At 70.6% G+C, this 12,905-nt stretch carries 13 protein-coding genes; 7 read left to right on the forward strand and 6 right to left on the reverse strand.

Annotated elements, in window-relative coordinates; genetic code table 11:
- Positions 1 to 3: 3 nt before the first annotated feature.
- The gene (locus tag OG496_RS48795; RefSeq protein WP_405975488.1) at positions 4 to 567 is read right to left on the reverse strand and encodes a TetR/AcrR family transcriptional regulator; all 564 of its coding nucleotides are present in this window, start codon (positions 565 to 567) and stop codon (positions 4 to 6) included.
- The gene (locus OG496_RS48800; RefSeq protein WP_405975489.1) at positions 564 to 926 is read right to left on the reverse strand and encodes a DUF1304 domain-containing protein; all 363 of its coding nucleotides are present in this window, start codon (positions 924 to 926) and stop codon (positions 564 to 566) included. Before OG496_RS48800 ends, OG496_RS48795 begins: the two co-directional genes overlap by 4 nt.
- A 259-nt stretch (positions 927 to 1,185) precedes the next feature.
- Here OG496_RS48800 and OG496_RS48805 point away from each other — a divergent pair, with 259 nt between their 5' ends.
- From OG496_RS48805 to OG496_RS48825, 5 genes are read left to right on the forward strand one after another with little or no spacing between them, the layout of a single operon-like run.
- Positions 1,186 to 2,904 carry an ATP-binding protein gene (locus OG496_RS48805; protein WP_405975490.1) on the forward strand — a complete coding sequence of 573 codons (1,719 nt, stop codon included), beginning with the start codon at positions 1,186 to 1,188 and terminating at the stop codon, positions 2,902 to 2,904.
- Positions 2,901 to 3,311 carry a roadblock/LC7 domain-containing protein gene (locus OG496_RS48810; RefSeq protein ID WP_019057749.1) on the forward strand — a complete coding sequence of 137 codons (411 nt, stop codon included), beginning with the start codon at positions 2,901 to 2,903 and terminating at the stop codon, positions 3,309 to 3,311. Before OG496_RS48805 ends, OG496_RS48810 begins: the two co-directional genes overlap by 4 nt.
- The gene (locus OG496_RS48815) at positions 3,308 to 3,679 is read left to right on the forward strand and encodes a DUF742 domain-containing protein (protein WP_366491626.1); all 372 of its coding nucleotides are present in this window, start codon (positions 3,308 to 3,310) and stop codon (positions 3,677 to 3,679) included. Before OG496_RS48810 ends, OG496_RS48815 begins: the two co-directional genes overlap by 4 nt.
- Positions 3,660 to 4,268, forward strand: a complete 609-nt coding sequence (locus tag OG496_RS48820) for an ATP/GTP-binding protein (protein WP_366491625.1) — start codon at positions 3,660 to 3,662, stop codon at positions 4,266 to 4,268. The genes OG496_RS48815 and OG496_RS48820 overlap by 20 nt, the downstream gene beginning before the upstream one ends.
- Positions 4,265 to 5,518: a cytochrome P450 gene (locus tag OG496_RS48825; RefSeq protein WP_405975491.1), complete on the forward strand. Its 1,254-nt coding sequence runs from the start codon at positions 4,265 to 4,267 to the stop codon at positions 5,516 to 5,518. Before OG496_RS48820 ends, OG496_RS48825 begins: the two co-directional genes overlap by 4 nt.
- Positions 5,519 to 5,621: 103 nt before the next feature.
- On the opposite strand, the gene OG496_RS48830 is transcribed toward OG496_RS48825, so the two are convergent.
- The 3 genes from OG496_RS48830 to OG496_RS48840 form a co-directional block, all read right to left on the reverse strand.
- Positions 5,622 to 6,653, reverse strand: coding sequence for a 7-epi-alpha-eudesmol synthase (locus OG496_RS48830; RefSeq protein WP_405975492.1), 1,032 nt, complete (start codon positions 6,651 to 6,653; stop codon positions 5,622 to 5,624).
- A gap of 178 nt (positions 6,654 to 6,831) precedes the next feature.
- The gene (locus OG496_RS48835; RefSeq protein WP_405975493.1) at positions 6,832 to 8,463 is read right to left on the reverse strand and encodes an amidohydrolase; all 1,632 of its coding nucleotides are present in this window, start codon (positions 8,461 to 8,463) and stop codon (positions 6,832 to 6,834) included.
- Between the two features lie 19 nt (positions 8,464 to 8,482).
- Positions 8,483 to 9,973, reverse strand: a complete 1,491-nt coding sequence (locus tag OG496_RS48840; protein WP_405975494.1) for an APC family permease — start codon at positions 9,971 to 9,973, stop codon at positions 8,483 to 8,485.
- Between the two features lie 136 nt (positions 9,974 to 10,109).
- On the opposite strand from OG496_RS48840, the gene OG496_RS48845 reads away from it, so the two are divergent.
- Both OG496_RS48845 and OG496_RS48850 read left to right on the forward strand, forming a co-directional pair.
- Entirely contained in the window at positions 10,110 to 10,832 is a 723-nt protein-coding gene (locus tag OG496_RS48845) for a TetR/AcrR family transcriptional regulator (protein ID WP_366491620.1), read from the forward strand.
- Between the two features lie 16 nt (positions 10,833 to 10,848).
- Positions 10,849 to 11,313 carry a pyridoxamine 5'-phosphate oxidase family protein gene (locus OG496_RS48850; protein WP_366491619.1) on the forward strand — a complete coding sequence of 155 codons (465 nt, stop codon included), beginning with the start codon at positions 10,849 to 10,851 and terminating at the stop codon, positions 11,311 to 11,313.
- Positions 11,314 to 11,332: 19 nt separating this feature from the next.
- Here the strand turns inward: OG496_RS48850 and OG496_RS48855 are convergent, their stop codons facing one another.
- A complete protein-coding gene (locus OG496_RS48855) occupies positions 11,333 to 12,790 on the reverse strand; it encodes an FG-GAP repeat domain-containing protein (RefSeq protein WP_405975495.1) in 1,458 nt (485 codons plus the stop codon).
- Positions 12,791 to 12,905: the final 115 nt, after the last annotated feature.

A 12,905-nucleotide genomic window follows, 5' to 3' on the forward strand; every position in this document is an offset into this window, starting at 1 on the left:
TCGTCACCGGCTCATGTGCAGGGCGACCAGCAACTGCCATACCTGGTCGGCGATTTCCTCCGCCGTGCCCTCCAACAGCCCGTGCAGCCAGTCGGCGAGGACCCCGCCGAAGGTCCCGGCGACGGCCGAGGCGACCAGCGGGGCGTCCGCCGCGCCCGCGAGTTCGCGCTCGCGGAGGCTGTAGGCGCGCAGGTCCCGGTGCAGGACCCGGCCGAGCGGGCCGCCGCCGCCCGGGCTCAACAGGGCGCGGTACAGGGCCGCGTGGGGGAGCAGGCCGGCGAAGAACTCCGGCAGCGCGGGCGGCGCGTGCACCGGGTCGGGCCGGCCGCGCCACGCGTGCAGTGCCTCCACGGCCTCCCGTACGACATCCGCGCAGGCGTCGACGGCAAGCGCTTCCAGGCCGTCGTAGTGGACGTAGAACGTGGCCCGGCCGACCCCGGCTCGGCGTGCCAGGGGGGCGACGCCGACTTCCTCCAGGGGGTGTTCGGCGCACTCGTCGAGGAGGGCCTGGCGCAGCCGTGCCCGGGTGCGGGCGGCCCGCCGGTCCTCGGGCTCGGCGCGGCTCACCGGGCGATCAGGACGGCGGCCAGGGCCAGCGCGCCGGGCAGCGCCTGGGCGAACAGGATGCGCCGGTTCGCCGTCACCGTGCCGTAGACGCCCGCGATCACGACACAGCTGAGGAAGAAGACCTGGGCGCGGAAGCCGGTCGGGTCGGCGGCGATCAAGCCCCAGACGAGACCCGCGGCGAGGAAGCCGTTGTACAGCCCCTGGTTCGCGGCGAGTGGCGCGGTGGCTCTGGCCAACTCGGGGTCGAAACCGTGCAGACCGCGCCCCGGCTTCTTCTCCCACAGGAACATTTCGAGCACCAGGATGTACAGGTGCAGCGCGGCCACCAGTCCGACCAGCACGTTCGCGAGCGTTTCCATGATCGATCGACTCCTCGTCAACTTGGACAGGTGTCTACTGTAACTGGACACATGTCCATGTTCAGACTTCTCGGAGAGTGACGGAACCCTCACTTCCGCACCGCCTTGAGGTTGATCTTTTACCGTTCAAACCCGATAAGCTCCCCTGCGGCGCAGCGAGTTGACGTGATCGTGACCGGTCGGCTCCTGGTGCGTCCTCGTGAGTGCGGTCTGTCCTCGCACACCCCCCTGTACGTTCGTGTCGCTTCGAAGGATGCAGATGGAACTCGCCACTCCGCCACCGGCGGCGCGGGCACCTGTCGCCTGGTACAGCTGGTGGCTGATGCCGCTGGCCTTAGGAGGCGGGACCGTCGCCGCCACGTTCATGAGCTCGGAGCGAATAGCCGCGACGGCGGCCGGAGCGGCGGCCACGGTGGCCAGTGCCGTGTGCGTGCGCCTGCTCGTCCGTACCCAGGCTCAACTGCGCCGTTCCGAAAGCGGTTTCCGCACCTCGCAGGCCGAGCACTCCCATCAGTGGCAGCAGCATGTGGCGGGCCTGGAGCGGAAGTTCAGCGCCGACCGCGCCACGCTGGAGGCGCAGCTGACCGAGCACGCCGGTGTCTACGAGACCCGGCTCGCCGACACCTCCGGCGCCTACGAGGCCCAACTCGCCGAGCAGGCACGGGCGTACGAGGAGCGGCTGACCGACCAGGCCACGTCCTACGAGGCGCAGCTCGCCGACCAGGCCGAGGTCTGGCAGGAGCAGCTGGCCCACCAGCTCGCCGCCGTGGCCCGCCTCGCCGACGAGCAACTCCCCGAGGCGCTCCAGCAGTTGCGCGCGGGTGACGCCATCGACGACCTGCTGCCGGTGACGAGCCAGTGCGCGAAGGTCAGCGCCGAGCTCCAGGCCGAACTGCGCAAGGTGCTGCGTCTCTCGCTCATCGGCGTCGAGGAGGAGTTCAACCGCTCCACCGCCGCCGAGCAGGCCGTCATCAGCATCGGCAACCGCATCCACGTACTGACCAGCAAGCTTCGCGGCCGACTGCACGAACTGCAGGGCGAGCACGGGCGGTTGCCCGCCGTCGCCCGCGGTCTGATGGAGCTGGACCAGGAGATCGGCCCCGCCGACTGTCTCGCCGCGAGCGTCGGTGTGCTCGGCGGCTCGGACCGGCCCGGCCGGCAGTGGCAGGAACCGCAGCGCCTGCTCAGCGTGGTCCGCGGCGGCATCGGCCGCATCAAGGACTTCCACCGCGTCGACGTACGCCATCTGCCCGAACTCGGCGTCGACGGCGGTCTGGTGGACCACCTCACGCTGATCTTCGCCCACCTCCTGGACAACGCGGCCCGCTACTCGCCGCCCACCGAGCCGGTCATCGTCTCCGGCAAGGAGGTGCCGAACGGCGTCGGCATCGAGATCCAGGACTCCGGCAAGGGCCTGAGCGAGGAGTCCAAGCGCGAGGCCGAGCACGCCCTCGCCGGCACCGGCGCGGGCCCCGGACTCGGCGGTGTCTCCGAGGACGCCAGCATCGGCCTGCGCGTCGTCGGCACCCTCGCCCGCCGCTACGGCATCCGCGTCACCTTCGCGGACTCGCCCTGGCTCGGCACCTCGGTGGTCGTCGTGGTCCCGCACAAGTACTTCAGCCAGCTGCCCGCGTCCGCCGTCACCGGCACCCCCTCGTTCCAGGCCGCCGCGACGGCCGCGACCGCGGCGGCGAGCCGCGGCACCGCCGTCGCCCAGGCTCCGGCGGAGACCGTCGAGGCGGAGGACACCACACCCGGCGGGCTGCCCAGGCGCCGTAGCAAGCGTGGCGAGACGGCTCGGCCCCAACCGGCCGGGCGGACCGGGGAGATGGCCGTCTCCGCCGTACCGCCCGACGCCTCCTTCACCGGCCTGGCGGCCTTCGCCACGGCCGGCCGGGAGGCCCCGGGGGAGGAACCGGCGTCCGCAGGCCGCGAGTTCACCGAGCACAGCACTGAAGAGAGCGACGAGTCCACATGACGCAACAGGGAACCGACGTGAGCTGGGCGCTCCGCGATCTGGTGGAGAGCATCCCGGAGATCCGCTTCGCCCTCGTGGCCTCCAGCGACGGCAAGGCGATCACCTCCTTCGGCGCGGAGGACCCCGACGACGTGGACCGCTTCGCGGCCGTGGTGGCCGGCCTGCAGGCGCTGGCCCAGCCCGTCGCCGAGCAGTTCCCCAAGTACGCCGGGCAGTTGCGGTTGGCGATGATCGAGGTCGACGGCGGCCATCTCTTCGTCGTCCGCGCGGGTGTGGAGACGTATCTCGGCGTGCTGGCCCGGGAGGGCCTCGACCAGGGCCTGCTCGGACACCAGATGCGGGACCTGGCCCGCAGGATGGGTGAACTCCTCGGCACCACCGCGCGCCTGGAGGAGCACTCTGGATGAGTGCTCCCCGCCGGCCAGTAGACCCCTCCGGTCTGGAGCGTTACTACGTCCTCACCGGAGGGCGGAGCGGACCGGGCGGTTCGGCGTCGAGCCTCGACGTGGCGACCCTCATCGTCTCCCGCGCCGCACCCGTACCGGGCATGCAGCACGAGCACGAAGAGATCCTCCGGCGCTGCCGCGAGCCGCTGTCGGTGGCCGAACTCGGCGCCCACCTCGGACTGCCCTTCAACATTCTCGCGGTGCTGCTGGCGGATCTGCTGGAGGCAGACCGCGTCGAAGCCCGTGACCCCATCCCGGCGCACGACGCCGGTCGCGGGCCCGACCTCGCGCTCCTTGAGGAGGTACTCAGTGGACTTCAAAGGCTTTGACCATCCCGGCTCCCCGGCCGGGGACGGGACCCGCTCGGTGAAGGTGATGATCGCCGGCGGTTTCGGCACCGGGAAGACCACGATGGTCCGCTCGGTCAGTGACATCAAGCCGCTCACCACCGAGGAGACCCTCACCCAGGCGAGCGCCGGCGTCGACCACCTCATCGGGGTGACCGACAAGACGGAGACCACCGTCAGCCTCGACTTCGGCAAGATCGGCATCAACGACGAACTGGTCCTCTACCTGTTCGGGACCCCGGGCCAGGAGCGGTTCTGGTTCCTGTGGAACGGCCTGTTCAAGGGCGCGCTCGGCGCGGTGGTCCTCGTCGACACGCGCCGCCTCGCCTCCAGTTTCCGGGCGATCGAGGAGATGGAACGGCAGGACGTCCCGTTCGTCATCGCGCTGAACGTCTTCCCCGACTCCCCGGAGCACCCGGTCGACGAGATACGGGACGCCCTCGACATCTCCCCGGACATCCCCGTCGTGGCCTGCGACGCCCGCGACCGCTCCTCCAGCCGTGACGTACTGGTCGCGCTGATACGGCACTTGAAGGAACGCTCGGCCGTCGTCGCACTGGAGCCCCGATGACCGACCAGACCTTAAACGGCCCCGATGCTCCGAGGGGTTGCCCTGTCGCCCATGGCTCGGATGACGACCTCACCCGGCTGTACGGGCCGGACGCGGCGACCGATCCGCGCGGCATCTACGAGCGGCTGCGCGAGCAACACGGGTCCGTGGCACCGGTGTTGCTCGAAGGGGACGTGCCCGCCTGGCTGGTGCTCGGGTACCGCGACAACCGGCGGGTGCTGGACAGTCCCCGGCAGTTCTCCCGGGACGCGCGGATCTGGCGGGACTGGCGGGAGGGGCGGGTCGCGGAGACCTCGCCGATCATGCCGATGGTCGGGTGGCGGCCGGACTGCGTCTCGCAGGACGGCGAACCGCACCGTCGGCTGCGGGGCGCGGTGACCGACGGGCTGCTGGCGGCGGCCGGGCGGGGTGTCCGGCGGCACGCGACTTACTTCGCCAACAAGCAGATCGACGCGTTCGCGGACGCCGGCCGCGCCGATCTGGTGGCGGACTACGCCGAGTATCTGCCGATGCTCGTCCTCACCCGCATCCTCGGGCTTCCCGCGGGGGACGGGAACCGGCTGGTCGAGTCCAGTGCGCAGGTTCTCAAGGGTGGGGAAGACGCCCTGCTGCACAACGACCGCATCATCGAGATCCTCGGTGAACTCGCCGAGCGCAAGCGGGCCGAGCCGGGTTCCGACTTCACCACCGCGCTGATCGAGCATCCGGCCGGGCTCGACGCGGAAGAGGTCGTCATGCATCTGCGGCTTGTGCTGATCGCCGCGCACACCACCACGAGCAACTTGCTGGCTCGGGTGTTGCAGCGGATCCTCACGGATGCGTCCCGGCTGTCCGGTCTGGTGAGTGGGCAGTTGACCGTCTCAGCCGTTGTCGAGGAAGTCATGTGGGACACCCCGCCGTTGGCCGTTCTGCCGGGGCGGTTCGCTACGGCGGATCTTGAGCTCGGGGGGCATCGGATCGAGGAGGGCGACCTGCTCGTCCTTGGGCTGACCGCGGGCAACGTTGATCCCGAGGTTCGGCCCGATGCGGGGGTGTCCGTGCAGGGCAACCACTCGCATCTGGCGTTCAGTTCGGGGTCGCACGAGTGTCCGGGGCAGAGTATCGGGCAGGCGATTCTTGAGGTCGGGGTGGATGTGCTGCTGCATCGGCTGCCAGGGTTGCGGTTGGGTGTGACCGCGGAGGAGCTGACTTCTACGGCGTCCACGTGGGAGTCGCGGTTGGACCGTCTGCCTGTTGAGTTCGCCGTGTGAGCCGGTCGTCATGTGTACGCGGCGGAGCCGTAAATCGATACAGCTCCGCGCCCCTGGAAGCAGGCGAGCTGCCCAGCCCTTGGCCGGGCAGCTCGCCCCCGTCTCAGACGGCCAACAGATCGTCCACCGAGCCCTTGCCCGCCAACTCCGCTTTCGCCGCCGGGCCTTCCTTCGCCGCCGTGTAGCGACCCGACACCAGCGCCCACTCGTAGTTGCCGTTGATCCAGTGCTGGATGGCTTCCACGCCCTGTCGCACCCGGAGGCGTTCGTCCTCGTTCAGGGCCAACTCGTCGCACATCTGGGGGACTTGGGCCTCCAGTTCGAGGTACTCGGTGAGGCAGGCGGTTGTCATCCGGTAGGCCTCTTCGGCTGCCGCTTCCCAGGACAGGCCGCGGTCCCGGTGGAGGACGGCTATCAGGTTGTGGCCGTCGCCTCGGCGGCGTTCGCGTTCGAAGGAGTGGATGTCGTTCATGAAGCCGATGGTGTCGGCGGCGAGGTCACGCATGCGTTCCATCAGCGGATGCGCCTGCACCTGGGCCGGGACCTCGAAGCCCCGGCTGCGTTCGCCGGCGTCGATGCTGTGGTGGATGCCGACCGTGCGGCGCCGGAACTCCGTGTACTCGTCGAGGTCCAGCGTGCCCGCGATGCCCCGCGCCGCCAGGTCGACCTCCTCGCAGTGCGCCACCAGGAACCGGCCCCAGGACGCGGCGAACCGGGTCCGCCAGGTCAGGGACATGCCATCCGAAAGGTGGTCCCAGACCTGCGCCCAGGCCACGGTGATCGGGCAGACCACCCGGGGCCTGCTGCCCGCCGGACGCAGCGGCGTGACGATCAACTCCCGTGCCACTTCCAGTATTCGGTCGGCGCGGTCCGGTTGGCTCGCATCGAACTGGTCGTCGAAGAGGAACGCCAGCGAGAACCAGTTCATCAGGACGACCATGTCCGCGGCCGACGCGTGCGGATAGGTGCGGGCCGCGGCCTGCGGGAGATCCCACGACCGGTACTCCTCGAACCCGGCCTGGCTTCGCACCAGGCCCATGTCCCAGATCCAGCGCAGATGACGGGCTCGGGCGTACTCCAGATGGTCACTGACGGGAGTGTCGAAGGGGAGGTCGAAGGTGACGTCCTGAGGCATGCGCTTCCTTTCGGGAGACGGAACACTGAGGCCCCCCACTGCGAGCGGGCGGTCCGTTCGACCGCCCGCGCCCTCGAACTACGCTTCGTGGTACGAAAGTTGGTCCCACAAGCGGTTACGAGGCTGCCCAGAGCCTAGATGATCTACACCGCGCCCCGATCGTGATCCCCGTTACTGCTCATGCCTCCTGAGCTGCGTACACTCCCGTCCCTCCCACATAAGTAAGCGCTACCTGCGTCTCCCCGATCTCCTCCGGCGGAGCGGCGAACGGATCGCGGTCCAGGACCACCAGATCCGCCAACGCCCCTTCCGCGATGCGGCCTGTGTCGTCCAGATGGTTCGCGTACGCCGAACCCGCCGTGTACGCCGTGACCGCCGCCGCGAGGTCGAGGCGCTCGCCCGGCAGGAACACCGGCCCGGCGCCCCCGGGTTCGACCCGGTTCACCGCGACATGGATGCCCTGGAGCGGATCGGGACTGCTCACCGGCCAGTCGCTGCCTGCGGCCAGCGTGGCCCCGGACCGGAGCAGCGCCCCGAACGGGTACTGCCACAAGGCCCGTTGGGGCCCGAGGAACGGAATCGTCAGCTCGTCCATCTGCGGTTCGTGCGCGGCCCACAGCGGCTGGATGTTCGCCACCGCGCCGAGGCGTGCGAACCGCACCACGTCGTCCGGGTGCACTACCTGAAGGTGCGCGAGGTGTGGCCGGGTGTCGCTCGGCCCGTTCGCGGCCCGCGCCGCCTCGACCGCGTCCAGAGCGTCTCGTACGGCCCTGTCGCCCAGCGCGTGGAAGTGGCACTGGAAGCCGAGCGCGTCCAACTCGGTGACGTACTTGGGCAGTTGGTCTGGATCGATGAAGCTGGTTCCCCGGTTGGCCGTCGCGCAGCCGCACTTGTCGAGGTACGGGTCGAGCAGGGCGGCCGTGCCGGTCTCGGCGACCCCGTCCAGCATCAGCTTCACGCTGCTCGCGCGGAATCGGCCGTGGCTCAACTCGTCCCGCCGCTGGACCAGTTCGGGAATCTGCTCGGCCCCGCGCTCCCGGTCCCACCACAGCGCGCCGACGACCCGCGCGGTGAGCGAGCCCTCCCTGGCGGCGGCGAGATACGCGTCCGAGGGATCGTCCATCCCGAGGAACTCGCCGACCAGCGCGTCCTGCCAGGCCGTGATGCCGAGCGCGTGCAGATGTCGTTGGGCGTGCAGCAGTGCGGCGAGTCGGTCGGCCTGGGTGGCCGGTGGCGTGAGGCGACCGACGAGCTGCATCGCCCCCTCCTGAAGCGTCCCGGCCGGTTCGCCGGACGCGTTCCGCTCGATGCGGCCGTCCGCCGGGTCGGGCATGTCCCGTGTGATGCCCGCGAGTTGGAGGGCCCGGCTGTTGACCCAGGCGCCGTGATGGTCCCGGTTGGGCAGATACACCGGCCGGTCCGGTACGACCGAGTCCAGCAGCTCCTTCGTCGGCGTACCACCCTCGAACGCCTCCATCGACCACCCGCCCCCGGTGATCCACTCCCGCTCGGGATGCGCGTCCGCGTAGGCCCGCACGGCGGCGATCGTGTCCTCCGCCGTCTTGGCCCGCGTCAGATCGCACTGGGTCAGCTCCAGCCCCGCCGGCACCGGATGCACATGCGCGTCCTGGAACCCGGGCAACAGCAACCGCCCGGCCAGATCGACGACTTGGGTACGCGGCCCGGCGAAGTCGTGCACCTCGGCATGGCCTACGGCGGTGATCCGGTCGCCCGTGACGGCCACGGCGGTCGCGGTGCGGCCCTCGGGGGTGAGGACATGGCCGTTGGTGAAGAGGAGGTCTGCGTGCATGGTTCGTATCCTTGCGGGGTTAGCGGGAGGTGGCGAGGAGCTGCGGCGCGTCGGCGTCGGTGCCTCGGCCCGAGTGGAAGTACGGGGACCTGCGCACCCACTTCGCCCACGCGGCGGCCAGGAAGCCGGACGCGATCATCGCCAGCGGGGTGAGCAGGAGGAACCAGCCGTTGTCCGCGCTGACTTCGAGGTGATCGGTGGAGGTGTAGAAGGACCAGCAGAGGTAACCGCCCAGTCCCAGCAGGGAGATGGCGCTCAGCGTGGGCAGGACGACCGCGCGCACGCCCTGCCGCCAGTCCTCCCGCAGGAGAGCGCGGAAGCGGACGGCGGCGGCCAGGGCGGTCAGGGCGTAGGAGAGCGCTACGACGATTCCGACGGCGTTCACCGTGGCCATGATCATGTCGGCGAGGCGGGGTATCACCAGCGCCAGTGCCGCGACTGCCGTTGCCAGCGCGCCGATCAGCAGGGTGCCGAGGGCAGGAGTGCCGTAGCGGGAGCTGACCTTGGACCAGATCGGGCCGAGGGTGCGGTCGCGGCTCATCGCGAACATGCCTCGGGCGGTGGGGATGACGCCCGCCTGGAGGGATGCGACCGCCGAGAACATCAGGGCGACCAGGGGGAGCGCGGCCAGGGGTTGGGAGGCGAGGCGGTCGCCGAAGTACGCCAGGCCCTGGGCGCCGTGGCCCGCCAACTCGTCCTCGGACAGCACCCGTTGGAAGGCGATCGAGCCGAGCAGGAACAGGCCCAGCATCGTCACCAGGGTGATGAGCCCGGCCCGGGACGCGTCGCGCGGGTCGCGGACCTCCTCGTTCACGGTGAACGCGGCCTCGAATCCCCAGTAGCAGAACACCGAGAGCAGCAGGCCCTGCGCGAGTGCCGACGCCGAGGGGATCGCGAAGGGGTCGAACCAGCTCAGGCTGAACGCGTGCGGGCCGGTGACGATGCCGTAGCCGCAGAAGCCGAGCAGGACGACGTACTCGAAGATCAGGAGTCCGGTCTGGAGGCGGGCGGCCGTGCGGACGCCGGTCACGGCGGTGAGGGTGACGGCGACGAGGATCACGATGCCCACGGCGGTCGTCTGTGCCGTCGAGCCCGGGTCGAGGGTGAGGCCGCCCGCCTTGTGCACTCCGGCCTCACCGGCGAGCTGGATCATGGCCGAGCCGGTGACCGCCGTGGTGTAGGCGAGGAACGCGATCGTCGCGACGATGTTCACCCAGCCGACCAGGAAGCCCAGCCACGGAGTGAGTGAACGGCCCACCCACACATAGCCGTTGCCCGCGTTCGGCTCGACCTTGTTCAGCCGGGAGTAGGCGCCCGCGATGCCCAGGATCGGCAGGAACGCGAGCAGCATGATGGCCGGCAGATGCAGCCCGACCACCCCGGCGGTCACGCCCAGACCGATGCCGATGCTGGTGGTCGCGGCGGTGCTGGACGCGGCGATGGCGACGCCGTCCAGCAGACCGAGGGACTTGCGCAGTGCGGGCCCCGACGGGGGTGGCGTGTCGATCATGGCGTGCTCTCCGCTCGCACCGGGGGGCCCGAACGGCCCCGGTGAACGCACATGAAACTGCCCGTGCCCTTAACAGGTCAACGGTGTTGTCGTAAGGTGCGGCCACCCGGACCCGAGCAGAAGGGATGGTCCTCTAATGAGCGAGCGTGTCGTGCCGGCCGCCGACCGGCGGCGCAGACGCCCCACCAAGCAGGGCGTCGTCCTGTCCGAGGAACTGATCGTCGAGACCGCCCTCAGACTGATCGAGGAGCATGGGACCGATGCCCTGTCCGTGCGCCGGCTCGGGCGCGCCCTCGGTGCCGACCCCAGCTCCCTGTACCGCTACTTCCGGCACACCGACGACCTGATGCTGGCCGTCGCGGATGAGCTGATCGGCCGGACGCTGCGCACCTGGCGGCCCAGCGGCGACTGGCGGGCCGACCTGCGGGACCTGGGCCTGCGCATGCACGCGGGCGCGCTCGCGCATCCGAGGGCGGCGGTGCTCAGCGCGTACCGGGTGACCGGGCGGGTGTACGAGATCCAGGCCGTGGAGGCGATCCTCGGGGTGCTGCGCGGGGCCGGGTTCCCCGACGCCGAGGCGGTGCGGATCTACCACGCCTACGTCGACCAGGCCCTCGCCTTCGGTGCCCTCGACTCCGCGAACACGGCCATGCCGAAGCCGGCCCGCGAGGCGGAGGCGGCCGTATGGCAGGCGACGTACGCGCGGCTGCCCGCCGACACGTACCCGCACATCGCGGCCACGGCCCGGCACCTCGTGGCCACCATGCGGCACAGTTCCTACCCGGCCGCCCTGGATCTGCTGCTGACTGCTGCGGGGGCGCGGCTCGCCGAGATCCGGGCGGCGGCGGAGGAGGGCTGAGCGGCAGACTGGGGCCATGACTCAAGAGCCCGCACGTACCGCGAAGCAGCGCCTGCAGGACACGCTCCGTCGGCTGGAGCACGACGAGGACGCCTGGGTCGCCACGGCCGGTGAGGACGGGGGAGCGCCCTATCTCGTTCCGCTGTCGTTCGTGTGGGACGGCACGACCCTGCTGTTCGCGACGCCGGCCGCGAGTCCCACCGGCCGCAACCTCGTCTCCACCGGCGTCGCCCGGCTCGGCATCGGGCCCACCCGGGACGTCGTGATGATCGAGGGCACCGTGGTGATGCTGACGCCGGCCGACCTGCCCGAGGAGGACGCCGAGATCTTCGCCTCGAAGACCGGCTTCGATCCGCGCCAACTGACCACGCCCTACCTGTACTTCAGGATCCGTCCGCAGCGGGTGCAGGCATGGCGGGAGGCCAACGAGCTGAAGGGGCGGGACCTGATGCGCGACGGGGAGTGGCTGGTAGCCGACTGAGCCCGATTGAGCCCGATCGCTATGAGGAGCGCGGGGCTTGTGAGGAGCGTGGGGCGAAGGCCGTCGTCGTGAACGTCGTCTTGTTCGCGGTCGTCGTGCCGTCGGTGATCCACCAGCGCGTGGGGTCCTCGCCGTAGGTGCCGAACTTCGCGTCCGCGCCCCAGTTCAGGACCAGTTCGTCCGTGCCGTCACCGTCGAAGTCGGCGGCTCCCGCGGGCCGGGCGTGCCGCCACGTCGCCGGGATCTTCCTGCCGTCCTCCGCGGCGGGCCCGTCGCGCAGGACCGTGGTCCGCCGGGTGCCGTCGATGAGCGTCGCGCCCTCGTACGTGCCGACGAGGATGCCGTCACGGCCGTCGCCGTCCGGGTCGGCGGACAGGTAGCCACCGGGCCCGTACGGGGTGCGCGCGGACTTCGGCGCCTCGGGGAGCCGGTACGTCACCGGTGCGCCGCCGGCGCCGGGATACACGGCGAGCGAACCGTCGACGTCGGCCGGCTCGGTCTCGTAGCCGGGCTCGTCGTTACGGCTGCCGTCGTCGCCGACCGCCACATCGCGCTGCCCGTCGCCGTCGAAGTCGCCGAACGCGTGGGCGTTGCCGCTCCTCAACTGCCTTCCGGTACCAGAGAGTTGGGAACCTCGATGGGCGGTGTGGAGCGTGTTGCCGGACTGCTCGCCGTCGCTCACCGCGTGCATCAGGAGCGAGGTCGCGCGGGGCGTGCCGGACGGGGCGATGGCGTCGGCGGTGAGATCGCCGTCCGCCCAGGGGAGGCTCGTGTCGGTGCGTGCGGGTGCGCCCGAGCGCGTGAACGGGCCGTACATCACCACCATGGACGAGTGGTTGTAGGCGAACCCGGCGAGGTCGTGGTGCCCGTCGCCGTCGAAGTCGCCGCGCACCACGGACTTGATGCCCAACGTCGTGGCGCTCTGCGGGAGTTGGACCGGTGTGGCGGAGGTCTTCGCCGTCGGTCCGCCCGGGCCGCCCCACGCTATGTACGGGAGGGTGCGCGGGGCGGTGATGTTGTTGTCCGAGGTCATCGCGCCCTGGACGGTGGTGACGAAGTCCGGGAAGCCGTCGCCGTCCAGATCGGCGGTGGTGAGGTCGGCGGAGGACAACGAGCCCTTCGGGGCGAGGAGTTGCCTGCCGGGTTCGGGCAGGCCCAGGTCGGCGCGGCGGTAGACCGTGCGTGTCGACGGGTCGAGGCCCTGGGCCGATCCGTAGACCACAGCGACGCGTTCGTCGGTGGCGCCCTCGCCGCCACCGACGACGATCGGCACCACGAGGTCGCGGTGACCGTCGCCGTTGATGTCGTCGGGGTCCTTGGAACCCTTGCCCGGAGCGGGAGTTCGGCTCGCGGCGGCCGTCGTCGGTCCTCCTGAGGACGGGGCCGGTCCATGGGCGCCGGTGCCGCTCCCGCATCCGCTGAGTGGAGCGAGCGCGGTGCAGAAGGCGAGGGTCACTACGGCGATACGGGGCTTCACCGGCCTCACTCTTGCATCCCGTGTCCCACCCGAACCAGGGGAGCCGTGCGGTTGTTGCAGGTTCGTTGATCGACTCCGGTTCTCGGCATCAACTGGCCGAACGGGGATATCCGTT

The sequence above is a fragment of the Streptomyces sp. NBC_00988 genome, assembly GCF_045162645.1.
Taxonomy (GTDB): domain Bacteria; phylum Actinomycetota; class Actinomycetes; order Streptomycetales; family Streptomycetaceae; genus Streptomyces.